At 66.6% G+C, this 20,414-nt stretch carries 20 protein-coding genes; 11 read left to right on the forward strand and 9 right to left on the reverse strand.

Annotation, left to right across the window (positions count from 1 at the left end):
• Window positions 1–108 precede the first annotated feature (108 nt).
• The 4 genes from OVY01_RS19810 to OVY01_RS19825 all read left to right on the forward strand — a co-directional run bounded on the left by OVY01_RS19810 (window position 109) and on the right by OVY01_RS19825 (window position 3,526).
• Entirely contained in the window at window positions 109–1,413 is a 1,305-nt protein-coding gene (locus OVY01_RS19810; protein WP_267849296.1) for an MFS transporter, read from the forward strand.
• Window positions 1,414–1,676: 263 nt separating this feature from the next.
• The gene (locus OVY01_RS19815) at window positions 1,677–2,048 is read left to right on the forward strand and encodes a response regulator (RefSeq protein ID WP_267849297.1); all 372 of its coding nucleotides are present in this window, start codon (window positions 1,677–1,679) and stop codon (window positions 2,046–2,048) included.
• A 57-nt stretch (window positions 2,049–2,105) separates the two neighbouring features.
• Entirely contained in the window at window positions 2,106–2,621 is a 516-nt protein-coding gene (yidD, locus tag OVY01_RS19820) for a membrane protein insertion efficiency factor YidD (RefSeq protein ID WP_267849298.1), read from the forward strand.
• Window positions 2,615–3,526 (forward strand): DUF1571 domain-containing protein, encoded by a 912-nt coding sequence (locus OVY01_RS19825; RefSeq protein WP_267849299.1) that lies wholly within the window; start codon window positions 2,615–2,617, stop codon window positions 3,524–3,526. Before yidD ends, OVY01_RS19825 begins: the two co-directional genes overlap by 7 nt.
• Before the next feature lie 78 nt (window positions 3,527–3,604).
• Here OVY01_RS19825 and OVY01_RS19830 read toward each other — a convergent pair whose 3' ends face one another.
• Window positions 3,605–3,940, reverse strand: a complete 336-nt coding sequence (locus OVY01_RS19830; protein WP_267849300.1) for a PilZ domain-containing protein — start codon at window positions 3,938–3,940, stop codon at window positions 3,605–3,607.
• A gap of 422 nt (window positions 3,941–4,362) precedes the next feature.
• Here OVY01_RS19830 and OVY01_RS19835 point away from each other — a divergent pair, with 422 nt between their 5' ends.
• From OVY01_RS19835 to OVY01_RS19860, 6 genes are all read left to right on the forward strand, one after another.
• Window positions 4,363–4,920: a sugar dehydrogenase complex small subunit gene (locus OVY01_RS19835; RefSeq protein WP_267849301.1), complete on the forward strand. Its 558-nt coding sequence runs from the start codon at window positions 4,363–4,365 to the stop codon at window positions 4,918–4,920.
• Window positions 4,921–5,009: 89 nt separating this feature from the next.
• On the forward strand, window positions 5,010–6,608 hold the full coding sequence (locus tag OVY01_RS19840) for a GMC family oxidoreductase (RefSeq protein WP_267849302.1): 1,599 nt from the start codon (window positions 5,010–5,012) through the stop codon (window positions 6,606–6,608).
• Window positions 6,609–6,661: 53 nt separating this feature from the next.
• Window positions 6,662–8,020, forward strand: coding sequence for a c-type cytochrome (locus OVY01_RS19845; RefSeq protein ID WP_267849303.1), 1,359 nt, complete (start codon window positions 6,662–6,664; stop codon window positions 8,018–8,020).
• Window positions 8,017–9,108, forward strand: coding sequence for a lactonase family protein (locus tag OVY01_RS19850; RefSeq protein WP_267849304.1), 1,092 nt, complete (start codon window positions 8,017–8,019; stop codon window positions 9,106–9,108). The genes OVY01_RS19845 and OVY01_RS19850 overlap by 4 nt, the downstream gene beginning before the upstream one ends.
• A gap of 194 nt (window positions 9,109–9,302) precedes the next feature.
• On the forward strand, window positions 9,303–9,773 hold the full coding sequence (locus tag OVY01_RS19855; RefSeq protein ID WP_267849305.1) for a CreA family protein: 471 nt from the start codon (window positions 9,303–9,305) through the stop codon (window positions 9,771–9,773).
• Between the two features lie 81 nt (window positions 9,774–9,854).
• Window positions 9,855–10,940, forward strand: coding sequence for a GGDEF domain-containing protein (locus tag OVY01_RS19860; RefSeq protein ID WP_267849306.1), 1,086 nt, complete (start codon window positions 9,855–9,857; stop codon window positions 10,938–10,940).
• Here OVY01_RS19860 and OVY01_RS19865 read toward each other — a convergent pair.
• The 7 genes from OVY01_RS19865 to OVY01_RS19895 form a co-directional block, all read right to left on the reverse strand.
• Entirely contained in the window at window positions 10,925–12,208 is a 1,284-nt protein-coding gene (locus OVY01_RS19865) for an MFS transporter (RefSeq protein ID WP_267849307.1), read from the reverse strand. The two genes, OVY01_RS19860 and OVY01_RS19865, sit on opposite strands and share 16 nt — an antisense overlap.
• Before the next feature lie 142 nt (window positions 12,209–12,350).
• Complete coding sequence (locus OVY01_RS19870) at window positions 12,351–13,772, reverse strand: formimidoylglutamate deiminase (RefSeq protein ID WP_267849308.1); 1,422 nt, start codon at window positions 13,770–13,772, stop codon at window positions 12,351–12,353.
• 15 nt (window positions 13,773–13,787) lie between these two features.
• On the reverse strand, window positions 13,788–14,570 hold the full coding sequence (locus OVY01_RS19875; protein WP_267849309.1) for a HutD/Ves family protein: 783 nt from the start codon (window positions 14,568–14,570) through the stop codon (window positions 13,788–13,790).
• Entirely contained in the window at window positions 14,567–15,421 is an 855-nt protein-coding gene (locus OVY01_RS19880; protein ID WP_267849310.1) for an amino acid ABC transporter ATP-binding protein, read from the reverse strand. Before OVY01_RS19880 ends, OVY01_RS19875 begins: the two co-directional genes overlap by 4 nt.
• A complete protein-coding gene (locus OVY01_RS19885) occupies window positions 15,418–16,086 on the reverse strand; it encodes an amino acid ABC transporter permease (RefSeq protein ID WP_267849311.1) in 669 nt (222 codons plus the stop codon). Before OVY01_RS19885 ends, OVY01_RS19880 begins: the two co-directional genes overlap by 4 nt.
• A gap of 73 nt (window positions 16,087–16,159) precedes the next feature.
• The gene (locus OVY01_RS19890) at window positions 16,160–16,900 is read right to left on the reverse strand and encodes a transporter substrate-binding domain-containing protein (protein ID WP_267849312.1); all 741 of its coding nucleotides are present in this window, start codon (window positions 16,898–16,900) and stop codon (window positions 16,160–16,162) included.
• Between the two features lie 58 nt (window positions 16,901–16,958).
• On the reverse strand, window positions 16,959–17,696 hold the full coding sequence (locus OVY01_RS19895) for an IclR family transcriptional regulator (protein ID WP_267849313.1): 738 nt from the start codon (window positions 17,694–17,696) through the stop codon (window positions 16,959–16,961).
• Between the two features lie 398 nt (window positions 17,697–18,094).
• Here OVY01_RS19895 and OVY01_RS19900 point away from each other — a divergent pair, with 398 nt between their 5' ends.
• Window positions 18,095–19,495, forward strand: a complete 1,401-nt coding sequence (locus tag OVY01_RS19900; protein ID WP_267849314.1) for a helix-turn-helix transcriptional regulator — start codon at window positions 18,095–18,097, stop codon at window positions 19,493–19,495.
• Between the two features lie 112 nt (window positions 19,496–19,607).
• Here OVY01_RS19900 and OVY01_RS23195 read toward each other — a convergent pair whose 3' ends face one another.
• Window positions 19,608–20,366, reverse strand: coding sequence for a response regulator transcription factor (locus OVY01_RS23195; RefSeq protein ID WP_267849315.1), 759 nt, complete (start codon window positions 20,364–20,366; stop codon window positions 19,608–19,610).
• Window positions 20,367–20,414 lie beyond the last annotated feature (48 nt).

Genomic DNA, 20,414 nt, shown 5'->3' on the forward strand with positions numbered 1-20,414 from the left:
GCACTTTCACGGGTTGCTGTGGCACTATAGCGGCGATTCGCGATACCCCTCCCGCCGCACACCACTGACGCTTCAGGCGCAGGGTCATAACCAAAAAATGGAGACAGCATGAATGCAAGATCGGCTTCCGCCGACGGTGCCGGCACGCCAGCCAACAGCACGCGCCGCGTCATCTTCGCCAGCTTTATCGGCACGGCGATCGAATTCTACGATTTCTACGTGTACGCCACGGCGGCGGCGCTGATCATCGGACCGGTTTTCTTCCCGCATGGATCTCCCGGGGCGCAGGCGCTATCCGCGCTGGTCACGTTCGGCATCGCCTTCGTCGCGCGCCCGATCGGATCGTTCGTCTTCGGGCATTTCGGCGACAGGATCGGCCGCAAGTCGACGCTGATCGCCTCGCTGATGCTGATGGGCATCTCGACGACATTGATCGGGTTCCTGCCGGGCTTCGGTGCGATCGGCTATCTGGCCCCGGTACTGCTCTGCGTGCTGCGCTTCGGGCAGGGCATCGGCCTGGGTGGCGAGTGGGGCGGCGCGGCCCTGCTTGCCACCGAATACGCCCCGGCCGGCAAACGCGCCTGGTTCGGCATGTTTCCGCAGCTCGGGCCGTCCATCGGGTTTCTTCTGTCGAATGGGCTGTTCTTCGGTCTCGCGCTGTCGCTGAATGAGGAACAGTTCCGCAGCTGGGGCTGGCGCATACCGTTCGTCGTCAGCGCGTTGCTGGTCGCGCTGGGTCTGTATGTCCGGTTGCGGATCGTGGAAACGCCGGCGTTTCGCGCGGCGATCGCGCGCCACGAACGGGTGCGCATGCCGGTTCTGACCTTGCTTTCGGCATACTGGCGGCCGACGCTGCTGGGCGCCTTCGCCATGGTGGTCTGCTACACCGTATTCTATATTTCGACGGTGTTCTCGCTTTCCTATGGCGTGACGGCGCTGCACATTCCGCGTTCGCACTTCCTGGGCATGCTCTGCATCGCGGTGGTGTTCATGGCGCTCGCCTCGCCGTTGTCCGCCCTGGCGAGCGACCGGTACGGACGCAAACCCGTGTTGATTCTGGGTTGCATCGCGGTGTTTCTCTCGGGTTTCACCATGGCGCCGCTGTTGGGCCGCGGCGACGGGTTCCACGTCATGCTGTTCCTGGCGATCGAACTCTTCCTGATGGGCATGACGTTCGCGCCGATGGGCGCCTTGCTGCCGGAACTGTTTCCGACGCACGTACGCTATACCGGTGCCGGCGTCGCCTATAACCTGGGCGGAATTCTCGGGGCGTCCCTGGCGCCCTATGTCGCGCAACTGCTGGTGGCGCGCGGCGGTCTGTCCTGGGTGGGCGCCTATGTATCCGCGGCGGCGGCGGTGAGCCTGCTGGCCATTTCGTGCATGCGCGAGACGCGCGACGTGACGCTGGGCTGAGTGCGGGCGCCGCGCGGCCCTTCGCCACCCGCTGTCGGCGGCGGACACACGTTATGATGGAGGCTCCCGCGGTCAGCGCGTACGCTTCCCGGTGGAGATCGCCTGAAAGCAGGAGATTCCAGCGGCCCCGGAGCGCTGGCCGTGCCCCCGCCGCCTGCTCTCGCAAGCGGGCGGCGCGACCTGAAAGGATCGAAAAAGGACCAGACAATGAGCATATTCCAGAGGCAGGTTCCCGCGCTGCGACGAACCCACGCGAGGTCCGCATGACGGACCTGCATGCCACGCCGGAAAAAAAGCGCATCCTCATCGTCGAGGACGACGCGCTGATCGCCATGCTCCTGGAGGATGTCGTCGATCTGCTCGGCTTTACGCTTGCCGGCAGCGCCGCGACCGTGCCCGCGGCGCTGGCGCTGCTCGCCGAGGGCGTCGCGGTCGACGCCGCGCTGCTCGATATCAACCTCGCCGGCCAGCGCGTGTTCCCCGTTGCCGACGAACTGGTCCGGCGCGGCATTCCCTTCGCCTTTTGTTCCGGGTACGGCGAGGCGGGCGTCGATACCGCCGCCTACGCCGGCGCGCCAACCATCAGCAAGCCTTTCGACATCGATGGGCTGGGCAACCTGTTGCGGCGCCTGTAGCGTCGGACGCGGCACGCGCGGTGCTACGAAGAAGGTTTCGATACCGGAAGGACCGCTATGTTCAAATCAATGGCGCTGGGGGCCATCCGCCTTTACCAGCGACGCGTCTCTCCGCACAAGGGCTTTTCCTGCGCGTATCGCGTCCATGCGCAAGGCGCGAGTTGCTCGACCTATGGTCATCGTGTCATCGAACGTCATGGTCTGTGGCTGGGCATGCGGCTGCTGCGGCGGCGTCTCGAACAGTGCGCATGGCACCAGCATCGCCACCGCGTGGGATCGACCCGCGTGCCCGCCACCGTCGCGCCGCGGCTGGGGATCGGCAACGGTGGCCGGCGCCAGGCCGGGTTCGTCGATCCCGGCTGCGACGACGGCTGCGGCTGCGGCCCCGGCTGCGCGATCTCCGAATGCGGTCTGGCGGAACACTGCGCGTGCGACGCCTGCGAGATCGGCGCGTGCTGGGCGGTGCTGAGCACCTGCTCCGGTGGCGCATGCGGCGGGGGGCGGCGGCGCGAGGATTGGCGACGTGCGGAACGGGCGCAGCGCCGGTCACGGTATGGCCCACCGCGTTGGTAAGGCGTGCCGTCCCGTACCTGATGGCGTTCCTGGCCGGCTTGAGCGGGTTGGGGATCGGGCCATGTGCCTGGGGCGCCGATGCCGTGCCGGACCCGGCAGCACGGCCGGCGCCCGCGTTCGTCCTGCCGGCAGGGTTCGACCGTTGGCGTAGCGCCGAGCAGGCCACATGGCTGCTGGCGCAGGCGAATTCCGGCATGCTGGAACGCGCGGGGGACGACCAGTTGCTCGCCCTGCTCGGGGAATTGCGACCGCAGGCCCTGGTGGAATACATGCGCCGCGGCATCGCGCCTTACGATTCCTATCAATTCGAGGTGATTCGCCGGGAGCGTCACGACGACGTCTGGCCCGAACTGGCCGATGTCATGCTCGTTCGCTACCAGGAGACGCCGCGACGCGTCTACGCGCGCTGGCTCGCGGGCGGCGCGCATGTCGGGCAGGAAATCCTGTATGACGAAAACCAGGATGCGAGCCAGGTGCTCGGGCATTTCGGCGGACTCTTGCGCTTCGCCTCGATTACCTTTCCGATCGACGGCGTCATCGCGCATTCGCAATCCACGCACGGTGTCCGCGACCTGGGACTGCAATTCTCGATCCGCATGCTCGACCACGACCTCGGCAGTTACCGCGCCGAAAGGCGCGACGCCCGGCCGTCGCAGGTCGCGGTCGTTCACATCCTGTCCACGCGTCTGCTCGTCCTGACCTGGGACGCGGCGAGCGGGCCGCCCGCCCACTATGCGTCACGGGTGCGTCTGTCACTCGACCTGCGTCATCCCTGGCCGTACGAGGCGGCCTCGTGGAACCAGGATGGCCTGGAACTGGAGGATGTGCGGATCGAGCATGTGGTGAAGCGCGAATGGCCGGACGGCACTTTCAGCCGCGCGAACCCGGAATATGGCTTTCGTTGAAGCGGCTGGGGCGGGACCGCCTTTTCCGAGGCGGGGGTGCGACAGTGCAGGCGCGCCTCGCACGCGGCGCTCAGGTCTTCACCAATGCGCGGCGGCCAGGAAACCCTCGATGATGCCGCGGGAGGCCGGGGTGAGGGCATCGAACTGTATGCCGGATTTGAAATGGGTGCTGGCCAGCATGCAATACACGATCCGGCCGTCGCCATTGAACGTGCTGCGCACGCCGTTGGCGTACACCTGAAACGTCACCGAGCAGGGTTCCTTCAGCGGCAAAGGCTGTTCCGTCAGGATGCAAACGCCGCCCACGCTGACATCGAAGGTGCGCACCACGAGCTGGCTGCCATCGCGGCCCGTCAGGGTCGCCTGAACGCGCAGGGTTCTGCGCGGCGTGTTCCGCTGGTCTACGTCAAACATAAGGTGTCGGTGCTGAGAAGAAATATAAAGCGCGTCAAATAGCGAAAACGGGATTGCGCCTCGTCCGCCGTATCTAACGGATGAATCCGCCAAAAGTTTATAGCGAATTTGCCGATTTTCGTGCGCGACATCGGCATCCCGAATATCGGATTGACATACGATGTCTAATGAATTGGAAACAATCCGCAGCGCGCTGGCGGCGGTGTGCCCGGAATTTTATGGATACCCCAGGAGCGCTGCTTAGGGCTGTTATGTATTGACATTACTTTGACCGATACGCAGAATGGCGACGATCAAAAGTCATACGACATCTCATGAATATGACGAGAGATAAATCGGAGTCCACCGATAGTACCCGGTGCGGCTTTCTGTCCCGGTCCGGTGATCCCGCGACCGAATGCCGACGTTCGGGAGTCGTCGCAATGCGTAATTCCGATAACGCCACGGTTCGGACCGGTGCGCCGAACGCGATCCGGCGCGGCCTGCTCGGTGGCCTGTTCTTCAGCTACGTTGCGTCGTTCTACCCCTGGTCCGAGGCTGGCGCGCAGGGTACGCCCGCATCCGCTGCCCCTGCGTCCGCACGCGCCGTCGCCCCTCCCGCCTTTCTTCGCGTCTCCCGGTTGCTTACCGGGCGCGCCGCGCTCGATGCCGCGCAGGCGGACCGGCTGCATGCGGGCCTGTTGGCGGCGCAGTCCGATTTCCCGGCGTACTTGCGGGATCTGGATACCTTCATCGTCGAGCATGCGGCCACCGCCGGCAATCTTCAGATGCTGCTCGATGCCGCGCGGGTGCCGTACGCCAAGCTGCCGCGTCAGATCGCGATCGCCTGGTATGTGGGCGTCGTCGGCACCGGCGCCGGTGCGCGATGCGTGACGTACGAGACGAGCCTGATGAACGTGGTGGTGGCCGATCAACTGACACCGGCGAGTTATGCGTATGGACCGTATGGCAGCTGGGCTCGCCCGCCACGCGGCGCATGAGGCTTGGCGCCCGATCATCCGCCCGCCGAGGGCCGTCGTCCGCACGTCGCCTGAGCAACGCCTGAGCAACCTCACGCAAGGAACCCAGCATGTCCGACCCCCTATCCGCCGATGTCGTCGTCATCGGCTCGGGAATCTGCGGCTCGCTCGCCGCGCACCGGCTGGTGTCGCAAGGCGCGTCGGTGGTGATCCTCGAAGCCGGACCCCGCATCGATCGTGGCCGCCTGGTCGCGAATTTCCGCAATTCGCCGCGCAAGAACGATTTCATGTCGCCCTATCCGTTTTCGCCGTGGGCGCCGCATCCGGTCTGGCAACCCAGCGACAACGGTTACCTCGAGCAGGCCGGTCCCTATCCCTATAAAGCCGAGTACATCCGCATCGTCGGCGGCACGACCTGGCACTGGGCGGCGCAGGCATGGCGCCTGTTGCCGAACGACCTGCGGCTGCGAACGCTGTACGGCGTGGGGCGCGACTGGCCGATCGCCTATGAGGATCTGGAGCCTTTCTACTACGAAGCGGAAGTGAAGATGGGCGTGTCCGGCGCGCCGGACAACGGCTCGCCGCGCGCCCGGCCTTTTCCCATGCAGCCCGTGGCCGAGTCGTATCTCGAGCAGCGTTTCCGTGAGCGGCTTGCGCCCGGAGGGTTCGCCGTCGTCACCAACACGACCGCGCGCAACAGCCGCGAATACGACGGCCGCCCGGCCTGCTGCGGGAACAACAACTGCATGCCCATCTGTCCGATCGATGCGCAATATCACGGCGGGTTGTCCGCCGATGCCGCGGAACGGGCGGGGGCCAGGCTCGTACCGAACGCGGTGGTCTACCGCATCGAGCACGACGCCCGGGGCCGCATCGTGGCGGCGCATTACTACGACCCGGACAAGGGCTCGCACCGGGTGACGGGCAAGACCTTCATCCTGGCGGCGAACGGTATCGAAAGCCCGAAGTTGCTGCTGCTGTCCGCCAGCGACAAATACAAGAAAGGCCTGGCGAACGATACCGACATGGTCGGCCGGCACCTGATGGACCATCCGAGCAACGGGCTGGTCTTCGACGCCGACGAGGATCTCTGGCCAGGCCGGGGCCCGATGAGTCCCAGTTCGATCCAGTCCCTGCGCGATGGCGCGTTCCGCTCGGACCACGCGGCGTTTCGCATCGATATCTCGAATTCATCGCAGGTTCTGCCCGTGACGCAGGCGTTGATCGCCCAGGGCCTTTATGGCGCGGAACTCGAGGCGCAGATCCGCCGGCACGCCGCACGTCAGTGCAGCGTCAAGAACGTGCTGGAAATCCTGCCGGATCCGGACAACCGCGTCGTGCTCGGCGGCAACAAGGATGCGCTCGGCATTCCGCGCCCGCGCGTCCATTACGCGTTGAACGACTACGTGCACAAAGGCATGGCCGCCTCGCGCGAGGCGTATGTACAAATCGCGCAACTGATGGGCGGCACCGATCTGCGTCATACCCCCGATGGCGTCTATGGCAACAACCAGCACATTACCGGGACGATGAGCATGGGAAGTGATCCCGCCGATTCGGTCGTCGATGCGTTCGGCCGTACCCACGATCACGAGAACCTGTATATCGCCAGCACCGGCGTCATGCCCACCGCTGCCACGGTGAATTCGACCCTCACGGCGGTCGCGCTCGCCCTGCGCTCCGCCGCGCACATCCACGCGAACGCCTGACGATGACGCCTATCCGGAACAGAATCCCGCTCCGGTGCGCCGCGCGCCGGGCCATGATGTGCATCGTCAGCCTCGGCCTCGCGGTTTCCGCGCACGCCGCCCACGCCGCACCCGCCGCACCCGCCGCACCCGCCGCACCCGCCGCACCCGCCGCCGGGAACGCCGACCTGGTCGCGCGCGGCGCCTATCTCGCCACCGCGGGCGATTGCATCGCCTGCCATACCGCGCCGCACGGCAAACCGTTCGCGGGCGGCCAATGGCTGGCGACGCCGGTCGGGCGCATTTTCTCGACCAACATCACGCCGTCGCAGACCGACGGTATCGGCCGCTACACGCTCGCGCAGTTCGACGCGGCGCTGCGCCGCGGCATTCGCGCGGATGGCGCGCATCTCTATCCGGCCATGCCGTATACCGCATACGCGAAATTGTCCGACGGCGATGTCAAGGCCCTGTACGCGTACTTCGAATCCGGCAGCGTGGCGGCGGTGGACGTTGCCCCCGCGGCCGCCACCGATCTGCATTTTCCGTTCAACATACGGCTGGCGATGGCGTTCTGGAACCTGCTCTTTCTCGACCGCACGCCTTTTGCCGCAGATGCGACCAAAAGCGCGGAATGGAATCGCGGCGCCTACCTGGTGCGCGGTCTCGGGCATTGCAGCACCTGCCATACGCCGCGCAACGTCATGATGGCGGAGGACACGTCGCAGCCGCTGGCGGGCGCCGTGGTCGACGGGTGGTACGCGCCGAACATCTCCGCCGATCCGGTCAGCGGGATCGGCGGCTGGCGCGATACCGACATCGTCGACTACTTGCGCACCGGTCATGCGATCGGCCGCGCGCAGGCCGCGGGGCCGATGGCCGAGGTGATCGACAACAGCTTGCGTTATCTGGCACCGGCGGATCTGCGGGCAGTGGCGGTCTACCTGAAATCCACGCCGCCCGTGCGCGATGCCGCCGACACGCGGCCGGCCGACCGCTGGGGCGCGCCGGGACCGGGTGCCGACGCGATCCGCGGCATACCGCTGCCCGCCGACGCGAACCGCATGAGCGGCGCGCAGCTGTACGATGCATACTGCGCGACCTGCCACCAGGCGAAGGGGGAGGGCGTGGGCGCAGGCGCGGACGTCGCGCATCCCGGTCTGCCCTCGCTGTTTCACAACACGGCACTGGGCCACCGCAACAGCAACGATCTCGTGATGGTCATCTTGCAAGGCGCGCGGCGGCAGGCCGGCACCGTCACGGGCGCCGCGTCCGGTGTCGCCAATGTATCGATGCCGGCCTTCGGCGGCCTGCTGGACGACGAGCAGATCGTCACCCTTGGCAATTATCTGCTGCAACACTACGGTAACCTGCAATCCCGCGTGACGGCCGAACAGGTCCGCACGCTGCGTACACGAGAGTCCACTCCATGATCAGACAGGTTTTTTCGCGCGCCATCGTCAGCGCGTGCATGCTGTGCGCCGCGGCGCCGGTCGTGCATGCCGCCACCTATGCGTATGTGTCGAACGCCGACAGTGCGTCGATCTCGGTTTTCCGCCTCGACCGCGCGAACGGCGCGCTGACGGACGTGCAGACCGTCGCCGTGGGGGGCACGGTGATGCCGCTCGCGCTGTCGCCGAACCATCTTCGACTCTATGCCGGCCTGCGTTCCGCGCCGTATCGCGTCCTCAGCTTCGCGGTCGATCCGATCGACGGCCATCTCATCGACCTCGGCGCCGCGCCGCTGGCCGAAAGCATGGCCTATCTGTCGACCGACGCCACGGGCCGTTATCTGTTCGGCGCATCCTACGGCGGCAAGCTGGTATCGGTGAACCCGATCGGCGCGAACGGCGTCGCGGGCGGCCCGCAGCAGATCATCCGCACCGGTCCCATGGCGCACGCGATCCGCAGCGCGCCGGACAACCGCTATGTGTTCGCGTCGGTGCTGGGCGACGATGTCTGGTTGCGCTTCGCGTTCGACCCGGCCACCGGTACGCTGACGCAGGACGCCGCGCCGGCCTACCGGCTGCCGCCCCGGTCCGGGCCCCGACATTTCCAGTTCTCGGCCGACCGGCGCTTTACCTATCTGATCGACGAACTGGACGGCAAGCTGCACGTGCTCGCCTTCGACGCGCGGCACGACACCGCCCGGCCGGTGCAGACCGTCTCGGTCCTGCCGGACGGTTTCACCGGCACCCCGTGGGGGGCGGACCTGCACCTGACGCCGGACGGGCGCTTCCTGTATGCGTCGGAACGGACCTCGAGCACGCTCGTGGCGTACCGCGTCGCGCGCGGCACCGGCAAGCTGACGCGCATCGGTACCTACGCGGCGCCGCATCAGCCGCGCGGCTTCGGCATGGATCCGGCCGGCGACTATCTGCTCGCCGTGGGACAGTTGTCGACCCGGATGACGGTGTACCGGATCGACCGCAAAACCGGTGGCTTGCAGGCGCTGGGCGACTATCCGGTGGGCAAGAACCCGAACTGGGTGGAAATCGTCGACTTCGACGGCACGAACTGAAGCGGTCCGGCGGCCTGGCGATCCGGCGATCCGGCGATCCGGCGATCCGGCGATCCGGCGATCCGGCGATCCGGCGATCCGGCGGCGCGGCGCTATTGCGATTACCATCGGTGGGGCGCCGCGAATCGACGGCGCCGGCCGTTTCGCTGGCGCGCTCGACCGAACGCGCCCGGATCGTCCGAACGAGGATGCCCATGAAACGCGTGCACGCCACTCTGTTGAGTTTTGCGTTGGTCCTTTCCTGCGCGGCGCAGGCGGAAGAGGTCGCCAGCGTCAATACCAATTTTCATTTCACGGGGTCCGACCGGGTCTCGGTCGAGGCCTTTGACGATCCCGTCGTCGAGGGCGTGACCTGCTACGTCTCGCGGGCGCGCACCGGCGGCGTCAAGGGCACGCTCGGCATCGCCGAGGACCCCACGGAAGCATCGATCGCCTGCCGTCAGGTGGGTCCGGTGCGCATCCTCAAGGCGCTCAAGCCGAAGGACGACGTTTTCTCCGAACACCTGTCCCTGATCTTCAAGACCTTGCATGTGGTGCGCATTCTCGACGCGAAGCGCAATACGCTCGTGTATCTCACCTACAGCGATCGCATCGTGAGCGGCAGCGCGAAAAACAGCGTGACGGCGGTGCCGCTGCCGGCGGGCACGGTCGTCCCGACTCGCTGATTCCGCCGATTTTCAATTCAAGAACCCTCCGCCGCCTGCCGTTATCAAGGAACAAAGAAACGGCGAAAGCGGGATGGGACGATGCTCGATTTGATTTTCACGCGTGCCTTGCTGGCCGATAGCGTGGACCAGTTTCACCGCCATGCCCTGGCGCGGCTGCGGCCATTGGCGGTGATCGTCATGGTGTTCACGGTATTCGCCTACGTGATGTTCATTGCCGGGCGTTGCGTGTTGGTGATGTCGGCGGCGCCCCTGCTCCCCGCCTTGCCCTTCGTGCTTGGTCTGAGCCTGTGCGCGTGGGCCAACGGCCGCACGCAGAGCGTCGGTGCCTTCGGCGTATGTGGCGTGCTGTACGTGATCATATTGCAGGTCGGCGCCCTGTTGAACGCGCTGGATGCGCCGACGACCCTGCTCTGGCTCCTGCCCACCACCCTGCTCGTACCGATGTGCGCCGCGCCATTCTGGCTCGCGCGCAGCCATTTCGTCGTGGGGACGCTCGCTTCGTATGCGATCACGATGCCGTGCATGCTGCATCTGTCGACGACACGCGAGGAAATGGTCCTCGCCATCATGTGGTTCATCATCGGCCTGCCGAGCGCGGTGACGTTTCACCTGCTGTTCTACAGCTACCGGATACAGCATTTCGTGCTGGAGGCGAGACTCGCCGATCTCGCCGCCACCGATCCGCTCACCGGCGTGCGCAACCGGCGCGATTTCCTCGCACGCGCACAGTTGATCATCAAGGAATGCGCGGCCAACGGGCAGGTTGCCAGCGCCCTGTTCATCGACATCGATCATTTCAAATCGATCAATGACAAATACGGCCATGCCATGGGCGATCGCGTGATCACCCAGGTGGCGAACGTGATCGTGTCCCAGACGCGCACGCAGGATCTGGTCGGCCGGCTTGGTGGGGAGGAGTTCGCGGTGCTGATCACCACCTGTCCGCTGGCCACCGCGATCACGCTGGCCGAGCGCCTGCGCGTCGAAGTGGGCGGCATCCCGATGCCGGACGGGCGGGTATCCGTCAGCCTCGGGGTGGCGGAACTGTCGCCCGGCGAAAGCCTCGCCACTCTGCTCGAACGGGCGGATTACGCGATGCTGGACGCCAAGCAGCGTGGCCGGGACCGCGTCGCCGTGGCCGAGAATCCCTATCGGATCGCCTGAGCGCGGGTGGGGTCGGCGCCCGCTTCCGCCTGCTTCAGTGCCTGGGTGTCGGCTTCGGCCGGCGTCGGCGCCGCTTCCAGCGAGCGGATATCGCGCAGTGCCGGGAACAGCTTCATCCATAGCAAACTGACGAGAATGGTGCCGATGCCGCCGATGACCACCGCCGGCACCGTGCCGAACCACGCGGCGGTGGTGCCCGATTCGAATTCGCCGAGCTGGTTCGATGTGCCGATGAACAGCATGTTGACGGCGCTCACGCGGCCCAGCATATCGTCCGGGGTCTGCAACTGCACCAGCGTGGTCCGTACGACGACGCTGACCGCGTCGGAGGCGCCCAGCACCATCAGGGCGACGAGCGACAACACGATCGAGCGCGAAAGCGCGAAAACGACGGTGGCCGTGCCGAAGAGCAGCAGGGAACCGAACAGGATGCGGCCGATCGGGCCCGCAAGCGGTCGCCGGGCGAGGCAGACCGACATGCAGAGCGCACCGATGGCGGGCGCCGAGCGCAGCAGTCCCAGACCCCAGGGGCCGGTTTTCAGGATATGGTCGGCGAAGATCGGCAGCAGGGCGGTGGCGCCGCCAAGCAGGACGGCGAACAGATCGAGCGAGATGGTGCCGAAGATGACGGGCCGGCGCACGATGAAGTGAATTCCCGAAAACAGGGAGGCCAGCGTCACCGGCTGGCGCGACGTCGGGCGGCGCGCCAGCCGCAGCGACGTGATCAGCAGCAGGCCGGTCAGGAACAGCAGGGCGCTGCCCGCGAACGCGGCGCCGGCGCTGACCGCGTAGACGACGCCGCCCAGCGCCGGGCCGAGGATCTGCGCGGTCTGGTTCGACGACGAGGACCACGCCGTCGCGCGTGCCAGATCGCCGCGCGGCACGAGCGCCGGAATCAGGGTGGCCATCGTGGGGGATTCGAACGCGCGCGCGCTGCCGCCCAGTACGATGAGCAGGTAGATCAACGGCAGCGACAGGTGGTGCGTGAAGACCCCCAGCGCCAGCACGCCCGCGCAGACCGCTTCCACACCCATGCAGATCGCGACGATGCGGCGCCGGTCGAAGCGATCCGCGAGATGGCCCACCAGCAGGGTCAGCGCCACCATCGGCAGGAACTGACACAGGCCCACCAAACCCAGCGCGAATGCGCTGCCGGTCTGTCGGTAGATCTGCCAGCCCACGGCGACGGACAGCATCTGAAATGACAGCGACGACGCGATGCGCGCCATCAGGAAACGGATAAAGCGCCTAATGTCGGCTTCGGGCATCGGGTGTGGCTCGGATTCGCGTTCCGGGAATTGTACGCGGTATTTGCCAGGCTTTCGCACGGTATGGCGCGTGCCCGAGACCACCCGCATGGGACGATGGTTCGACAGGTGGCGCGGGTACGCGATGCCCCGGCCCGTGGGTTCATGTCAGCAGCGCCGCGAGCGTGCGGCGGTATTCGGCGGCGGCTTGCTGCTGCAGCGCATGCGTGCCGTTGTCGACGACCTGGCGTCCGGCGACGAAGACATCCCGCACCGGCGGATGGCCGTGCTCGCAAAACACCATCGCAGAGAGGAGTTGTTCCAGCGGCCGGTGGTCGAAATCGGGATGCGTGGTGTCGAGGATCACCAGATCGGCACGCTGTCCCGTCGCCAGCCCCGCGAGCGGACGTCCGCTCGCCGCTGCGCCGCCGCGCACGGCCGCGAGATAGAGGCCGTCCGCCACCGCCGGTGCCGCATCGCTGGACAGCACGTTGCGCCGGCGGTGCAGCAGCCGTTGTCCGTATTCGAGCAGGCGCAGTTCGGCGGCGGGCGATACGCAGACCTGGCTGTCCGAGCCGATACCCCATTGTCCGCCATCGCCGAAGTAGCGCCGTGCGTCGAAGACGCCGTCGCCCAGGTTCGCCTCCGTCGTCGGGCACAGGCCGACGATCGCGCCGCTGCGCGCGGTCATTCGATATTCCGCGTCGGACATGTGCGTGGCATGCACCAGGCACCAGTGCGCGTCCACTGCCTGGCCCGCGAACAAGGCTTCCACCGGACGTAGACCGCAAGCGGCCATGCAGGCGTCCACTTCCTGCTCCTGCTCGGCGATGTGGATGTGCACCGGGGCGGTGGCGTCGGCGCGGCGCAGCTCGGCGATCAGCGGCGCCAACGTGTCCTGTGCCACGGCGCGCAGTGAATGCGGAGCGAGACCGTACTGGAGCGTGGCGTGCGTCGGGTGCGAGCGGCGCAGACGCGCAAGCAGTTCGGCGATCCAGTCGGGCGAGGTCACGAAGCGCGCCTGATGTTCGAGCGGAGGCGCGTGACCGAAGCCGCCGTACTGGTACAGCACCGGCAGCAGTGTCATGCCGATGCCGGCATCTTGCGCGGCGCGCAGCACGCGTTCGGCATGTTCCGCGGGATTCGCGTACGCATGGCCGCCCACTGCGTGATGCACGTAATGAAATTCGCAGACCGAGGTATAACCGGCGCGCAGCATTTCGATGTAGAGATGACGGGCGATGATCTCCAGGTCCTCCGGCTGCAGGCGGCTGGCGAAGCGGTACATCAGGTTGCGCCAGCTCCAGAAAGAATCGGCGGGATGGTCGCGGGTCTCGGTCAGCCCCGCCATCGCTCTCTGGAACGCATGCGAGTGCAGGTTGGGCATGCCGGGCAGCACCGGCCCGCGGGCGACGGGCAGTCCGGTGGCATTCGTGGTGTCGGCGCGGACCGCGGTCAGTTCTCCCGCCGCGTTCCAGTGCAGCGCGACGTCACGGCGCCAGCCGTCGGGCAGCAGGGCGGCGTGCGCGAACAGGCCGGACGGCGTGGCGACGTCGCGCGCCGGCAGGGGGGATTCTGTAGACATCGAACGCAAGGCCCTTCAGGAAGCCGTCGCGGCGGGTGAGGCCCCGGCGACGTGTGCACCGGTATCGGCGGCGGTGTATGCGGCGTGATGTGTCGCGACGGCGTCGGTGGCGTCGGCGGCGCCGGCGGCGCGCTGCATGGCGATGCCGACGACCAGCACCACCGCCCCGGCGTCGAGCGCCACGCAGGCCGCCGGGGCGCGCGAGACGGCCGGTGCCACGCTGTCGAAGCGCCTCAGCGTGTGCGCATCGGACGGGGCGGCACCGCGCGCGTGCCACGTCGCGGTGCCGTGCGCGACGAACAGCAGAACGCTGTCCGCGGGCAAGGGGAACGTGCCCGCGCCGCGCCATGTCGTGAGCGTGCCGCGCGCCGCGCCGCGCCGGACCATGAGATTGAAATCGTGCGTCGGCCCGTCGACCAGCCGCGCGTGCCATCGTGTGCCGCCGTCGAATGACAGCGGCACGTAGGGTTCCCGCAGCGCGTGCCGGTCGAGCGTCGGGCTGAGCGGGGCCGGATGCGCCGGCAGGTCGGGCGACGTTCCGGGCGGGCGTTCCAGATCCATGCCCGCGCCGTCGAGCAGGACGATCGTCCGGTCGACGCCGGGAAAGTCGGAAAACGCGCCGTCCCGTGCGATCTCGGCGACGCTGACGCGCCAGATGAAATCGTCGAACGACGCGGCGACGGGCGACATCGCGATTTCGCGAGTGGTGCCCCCGCCGTTTTTCCAGGGCACCGGGACGAGCGTCGCCGCGCGCCGCACCGTGCAGGGGAACGTTTCCCGTTTCGGCTGATCCATCATGCGCCGCTGCCGGTCGGGAGCGGCGCCGCGGCGTTGCCGCCGTGCAGCACCGCCTGCAGGAATTCCCGGGTGCGCGCCTGCCGCGGGCTGGCGAAAATCTGCGCCGGCGGCCCGCTTTCGAGGATGCGGCCCTGATCCATGACGACGACCGTATCGGCGACGTCCCGGGCGAATCCCATCTCGTGCGTGACGATCAGCATCGTCATGCCGTCGGCGGCCAGCGCCTTCATGACCTGCAGCACCTCGCCCACCAGTTCCGGATCGAGCGCGGACGTCGGTTCGTCGAACAACATCAGTTGCGGCCGCATCGCCAGTGCCCGGGCGATGGCGACACGCTGTTTCTGGCCGCCGGACAGGGTGCCGGGATAGTCGCCGGCCTTGTGTTCCAGGCCGACCTTGCGCAGCAGCGCCAGGGCGTCGCGCGTGGCGTCGGCCGCGTTGACCTCCGTCAAAGACCGGGGCGCGAGCAGGACATTGCCGAGCACGGTGAGATGCGGGAACAGGTTGAACGACTGGAAGACCATGCCGACGTCGCGCCGCAGCCGGTTCAACCCGTGTTCGCCGATCATCCGGCCATCCCGCACCAGCGCGTGGCCGCAGACGTCCACGCTGCCCCGTTCCGCGGTTTCCAGGCCGTTCATGCAGCGCAGCAGGGTGCTCTTTCCGGAGCCGCTCGGGCCGATGATCACCACCACCTCGGAGCGCCCGATATCGAGATCGATATCCTGGAGCACGGCGTTCGCGCCGAAGGATTTCGCGAGCCCGCGCACCGCGACGACGGGGCCCGGGAGGGTGCCGGGACCGGCGTCGCGGGGGATATGCGCGGCATCGCGCGACGTCGCGCCGCTCATGACACCCTGCCGTCGGCGCGCAGCATGCGTTCGGTGCGACGCAGCACGAGCGTGGTGGCGCTGGTCAGGATCAGATAGACGAAGGCGATCACGATATACACTTCCAGCGAGCGGTAGGAAACGCTGATGATCTTTTCGCCTTCGTGCATCAGGTCGTCGATCGTCAGCAGCGACACCAGCGCCGAGTTCTTGATCAGGGCGATGAATTCATTGCCCAGAGGTGGAATCATGCGCACGAAGGCCTGCGGCAGAATCACCTTGAACAGCGCGGTACGGTGCGGCATGCCGAGGGAGCGCGCCGCTTCCATCTGACCGCGGTCGATCGACTGGATCGCGCCGCGCACGATCTCGGAAATATAGGCGGCGCTATAGATGCCGAGCCCCAGAATGCCGCAGACGAACGCCGGCAGGATGATGCCGAATTGCGGCAGACCGAAGAACAGCAGAAAGAGCTGGACCAGTAGCGGCGTACCGCGCACGAACGTCAGATAGGCGGTGCACGCGGCGTAGATCGTGCGGTGTTGCGGCGCGAGGCGGCCGATGCCGATCAGCAACCCCAGGACGACACCCAGCACGAGCGAGGCCGCGGTCACCTCGACCGTCGTGGCCGCACCGTGCGCGAGCGCCGGCCAGTTCTGCCAGACCGGCGAGAAGTCGAACGTCATGACCTGCTCCGGGTGCGCGGCAAGAGCGCGGCGCGACAGCGCGGAACGAGCGCGGCGCGGCGTGCGGTGTGCGTCATTCCGACGGGCCGAACCATTTCGCCACCAGTTTGGCGTAGACGCCGTTCGTGCGCAGCGTCTGCAACGCGGTATCGAACTGCGTCGTCAGGGTTTTTTCGTCCTTGCGCAGCGCAAAGCCGTACAGTTCCGTCGTCAGGCCTTTGTCGAGCACGCGCACGCTGCCTTGCGATTTCGCGAACTGAACGGCGGCGGGGCGGCCGGTGACCGCCGCGTCGACCCGGCGGATCATCAGCAGGTCGAACATCGCCTGGTTTTTCTCGACTTCGACCCGCTGCACCGTCGGGTAATTCTGTTTCAGGAAATCCACCGACTTGGTCCCCACCTGCACCGATACCTTCCGGCCCGCGAGATCCGCCGGAGTCCGCAATCCGGGCTCGTCCCTGCGCACCAGTACGGCCAGACCGCCCTTGTAATAGGGATCGGTGAAGTCGACCACCTGGCGCCGTTCCTCGGTCATGTAGATCCCCGAGGCGGCCACATCGAAGCGGTGCGCGATCAGACCGGGAATCAGGCCCTTGAAATCGATATCCACCCACTCGACCCGCTTGTTGAGCGTTTTGGCGATCGCATTGATGAGATCGATGTCGAAGCCGGTCCGTTGACCGTCCTTGACGAATTCGAGAGGCGGGAAAGTCGCGTCGGTGGCAACCCGCAGCACATCGTCGGCGGCGTGGGCCGTCGCGGCGCACAGCATGCAGGACAGCACGGCGGCGGAAAGCGCGCGGAAAAGCTTCATGGACGTTTCCTGGGAAAGAGAAGGGAAAGGGAGGGGAACGCGCGGCATGTCCGGGAGGTTACAGGCGCACGCTGATGCGATCGGCGGTGGCCCGCGTGAGACGGGCGATTTCGAGCTCGCGACCCGCCAGCCGTCCGAGCGGCGCCATCAGGGTGATCGTGCCTTCCAGCCGGCCGGCATCCGAAATCAGCGGAGCGCTCACGCCCCAGATGCCATCGTCGACCTCGTTCGCGCTGATCGCATAGCGTTTTTCCCGGATATCCACGAGTTGCGTCCGTAGCGCCTCCGCCGTCGCCGCGTCGCCCACCTGCGCGGCGATCAACGCTTCCGCGCGGCCGGCCGGCAGGAACGCAAGCAGGGCTTTGGCGGAAGCGCCGCGTGTCAGGGGATGACCCCGGCCGCGGGTGAAGGAACAGCGCAAGGGCTGTTCGGTTTCCACCATCGACAGGCACACGACCTGATCGTCGAGCGGCACCATCAGTCCGACGCTCTCGCCGGTGCGATGCATCAGTTCGGCCAGCGCTTCGCGACTGTGATTGATCAACAAAGAGTTCTGATCGAAGCCCCAGGCCAGCTGCACGCCGGTCGGTCCCGGCTCGAACAGCCCGCTTTGCGCGTGCTCCTGCAAGAGGCCCCATTCCTTCAACGCGGCGAGATGCCGATAGACGGTGGAAAGCGGCGCGTCGACGCCCGCAGCGATCTGCTTCGCGCCGATGGGACGGCCGGCGCGAGCGACGCAGGTCAGGACGTGGAGGACGCGCGAGACGACGGAGGAATGCTGGGCGGGTGGCTTCATGCAGCGGAGTCTCACTCACCAATTCTCAAAAATTAAATTCTATTCCCATCGCGCGGGAAACGTCGCACCGTTTTGTTGTCCCGCCACAGGCGCGACGCGATGCATGCGCCGCGCGCAAGGCGGCATGGGAAAACGTCGATGACCGGAGGGCGGCATTCTGGATAAAAGATCTACTTTATGGTTAATAAAGAGATATTTTTTAATGCATTGGCAATTAAATGCAGGGGCCCATTCGAATGGGCAGTGGATTGTTGAAATTGGCGCCTCTGGTTTTCGATAAAGTCGTTGCCAGCAGAGGCGTCCAAGCGCTTGACGCAATGCCATCTCGACACGCGGGTGGCGCGGCGGGAATCGCTGCCTGGTCACTGCTTCACCGGGATATGAACAGGAGCACATCCATGTTTTCACCACTGTATTTTCCGCTGGTGGCGGCGCTTGCCGCCCGGCACGACACCCTCGTCGAGCGGCTCGCGGATGGCCGCATCGGCGATGCGCTGGCCGCTGCCGCCCGTTTGCTCGAATCGGACAGCAACCACGCCGATGCCGACGTAATCCGTCTCGGCGCGGATCTGCGCCTCGCGGTCGACCAGACCGAGGATGCGGAGGACGGCTACCGCAAGACGCTGCGCGTGATGCGGACGTCGCATCAGCTACGCGCGCTTTCCTGCCGCGATACCGGCTGGCTGGCGCTGTTTCGTCATCGTGCCGCCACGGCGCTGACCTGCTTTTCCCGGGTCGTCGCCGAGAACCAGATCGCGCCGGATCGCCGGCGCGAGGCGCGTTTCGCCCTGGTCGTTACCCTGGGGGAACTGGGTCGTCTCAACGAAATGGACGAGGCGCTCGACGCCTTCGATGCCGACGTTGCCGACGCCGACGCCGACCCGCGCTGGCGTGAGATCGCCCAGTTGCTGCGTCACGACATCGCCGTGCAAAGCCATGTTCGGCAATCCGAGCCGCTGGCCGACCACGTCTATTGGCAGTCGTTGCAGCGCGACACGACACGCGGCGGGGATGCGGCGCAAGAGACGCCGCCGGCCTGCGCGCTGCTGCGCGCGCGTTACGAGTGTCTGCACAATCTGCGCATGCTCTCGCATGGCAATCGGGATGGTTATCTGGGCCTGGATACGCATCTGCGCTGGGCGCAGCAGGAAGGCCTGATCGATTACCAGCGCGCGCTGCGCGTCGAAATCGCGGTCGCCGCGTTGAGCGGGGGGCTGTCGAACCTCGCCGAACAGGTCTTGCAGCCCGTCAGCGAACAGGCGCGGGAAAGTGGCGGACGCCGGCTGCTGGAGTATCTGTACTGCATCGCCAAGGTGAGGCGGGACCAGGGACGCACGCAGGACTGGCATCGCCTCTATAGCCGGTATGCCTTGCTGGCACTGCGCGCGACACGCGACGAGAGCCGCGTCGCCACGCCGTACTCGGTGCGCGAGGCGGGCCGGCCGGACGCTCCGCTCGACGACGTGGCCGCGCGCCTGCCCGCGAAATACCGGCGCGCCTATCGCTACCTGCTCGCCAATCTGGAGCGGCGCGATCTGTCGGTCCGGGAGGTCGCGGCGGAAATCAACGTGACGGAGCGGGCCCTGCAGACCGCTTTCAAGAATTTCGTCGGGTTGACGCCCACCGAGGTGATCCGGCGCCGGCGCATGGAATCGATTCACGCAGAGTTGTCGAACCAGGACCATGACGGCAGTGTGCTCGACACCGCGCACCGCTGGGGGGTCATGCACCGCTCGACGCTCGTGAACGGCTATCGCAAATATTTTGACGAGGTGCCGTCGGAGACACTGGCGCGTTGAGCGTGCGTCACGCTGCGACGGCCTGCCGCGAGCAGGGCTCCCCGCACCGCGGCAGGCTCCGGGGTACGCTCGCACCACGGGGCGAGGTTCGCAGGCGGCGCCGGCCGCATTCCTACACGGCGACGGGGGGAGCGGCTTTGTCCCGTACGGGTTCGCCAACCGGCGTCGAAAACGTTTCGGACTGGAACACCTCGATCCGGTAGCCGTGCGCGTACTGGGTGCTCAAGCGCGCGCCATGCAGACCATTCAGCGACAGCTTTTTCCTGAGCTTGTAAATGTGCTGCTCCAGGGTCCGGCCCGCCACTTCCTCGCTGCAACCCCACACCGCGGTGGCGATCTGGGCACGGCTCAGATACTGGCCCTGACGCGAAAACAGCATCCAGGCGATGGCGAACTCGCGCGGCGTCAGCTGCACCGTATCGTCTCCCGCCACCACCACACCCAGGCGCTTGTCCAGGCGATAGCCCGCCAGGCTCAGCATTTCGCCGACGTGGGGGTCGCTCTGGCAACGGCGTATCGCCCGTAATGTCCGCACGTAGAGTTCGTCAGAATCGATCGGCAGGCGCACGACATCGTCCGCGCCGGCGTTGAACGCTTGCACCAGGCTTTCCCGATCGGTGAAATGGCCGACGAGGATGAGGGGAGCGTGCAATTTTGCCTGGCACGCGCGCGACGCGAGCACCGGGCGGGACTCGCGCTGGCCGAGGCCGTCGGTGGCGTCGATGATCAGCGCGCTGAAGCTCTCGCGGGCCAGCGCGCGGATCAACCCCATATCTTCCGTGAACCGCACGACGTCGAGGCCGCCCTCGACGAAACAGCTCTGCACCGCATCGTATGTCCGCTGGTTGGTTGTGACAATGGCAAGTTTCACGGCTGACACCTGTGAGTGAGACGGGATAAACGGTTTGAAACCGTGGAC

The organism is Robbsia betulipollinis, assembly GCF_026624755.1.
Taxonomy (GTDB): domain Bacteria; phylum Pseudomonadota; class Gammaproteobacteria; order Burkholderiales; family Burkholderiaceae; genus Robbsia; species Robbsia betulipollinis.

Excerpts from the sequence above, each read along its gene's own strand:
- OVY01_RS19890 (WP_267849312.1), bottom strand. The coding sequence starts at position 16,900 with ATGAAGCTTTTCCGCGCGCTTTCCGCCGCCGTGCTGTCCTGCATGCTG.
- OVY01_RS19815 (WP_267849297.1), top strand. The coding sequence starts at position 1,677 with ATGACGGACCTGCATGCCACGCCGGAAAAAAAGCGCATCCTCATCGTC.
- OVY01_RS19865 (WP_267849307.1), bottom strand. The coding sequence starts at position 12,208 with ATGCCCGAAGCCGACATTAGGCGCTTTATCCGTTTCCTGATGGCGCGC.
- OVY01_RS19850 (WP_267849304.1), top strand. The coding sequence starts at position 8,017 with ATGATCAGACAGGTTTTTTCGCGCGCCATCGTCAGCGCGTGCATGCTG.
- OVY01_RS19845 (WP_267849303.1), top strand. The coding sequence starts at position 6,662 with ATGATGTGCATCGTCAGCCTCGGCCTCGCGGTTTCCGCGCACGCCGCC.
- OVY01_RS19895 (WP_267849313.1), bottom strand. The coding sequence starts at position 17,696 with ATGAAGCCACCCGCCCAGCATTCCTCCGTCGTCTCGCGCGTCCTCCAC.
- OVY01_RS19830 (WP_267849300.1), bottom strand. The coding sequence starts at position 3,940 with ATGTTTGACGTAGACCAGCGGAACACGCCGCGCAGAACCCTGCGCGTT.
- OVY01_RS19900 (WP_267849314.1), top strand. The coding sequence starts at position 18,095 with ATGTTTTCACCACTGTATTTTCCGCTGGTGGCGGCGCTTGCCGCCCGG.
- OVY01_RS19870 (WP_267849308.1), bottom strand. The coding sequence starts at position 13,772 with ATGTCTACAGAATCCCCCCTGCCGGCGCGCGACGTCGCCACGCCGTCC.
- OVY01_RS19855 (WP_267849305.1), top strand. The coding sequence starts at position 9,303 with ATGAAACGCGTGCACGCCACTCTGTTGAGTTTTGCGTTGGTCCTTTCC.
- OVY01_RS19840 (WP_267849302.1), top strand. The coding sequence starts at position 5,010 with ATGTCCGACCCCCTATCCGCCGATGTCGTCGTCATCGGCTCGGGAATC.
- OVY01_RS19885 (WP_267849311.1), bottom strand. The coding sequence starts at position 16,086 with ATGACGTTCGACTTCTCGCCGGTCTGGCAGAACTGGCCGGCGCTCGCG.
- OVY01_RS19875 (WP_267849309.1), bottom strand. The coding sequence starts at position 14,570 with ATGATGGATCAGCCGAAACGGGAAACGTTCCCCTGCACGGTGCGGCGC.
- OVY01_RS19880 (WP_267849310.1), bottom strand. The coding sequence starts at position 15,421 with ATGAGCGGCGCGACGTCGCGCGATGCCGCGCATATCCCCCGCGACGCC.
- OVY01_RS19835 (WP_267849301.1), top strand. The coding sequence starts at position 4,363 with ATGCGTAATTCCGATAACGCCACGGTTCGGACCGGTGCGCCGAACGCG.
- OVY01_RS19860 (WP_267849306.1), top strand. The coding sequence starts at position 9,855 with ATGCTCGATTTGATTTTCACGCGTGCCTTGCTGGCCGATAGCGTGGAC.
- OVY01_RS19810 (WP_267849296.1), top strand. The coding sequence starts at position 109 with ATGAATGCAAGATCGGCTTCCGCCGACGGTGCCGGCACGCCAGCCAAC.
- yidD (WP_267849298.1), top strand. The coding sequence starts at position 2,106 with ATGTTCAAATCAATGGCGCTGGGGGCCATCCGCCTTTACCAGCGACGC.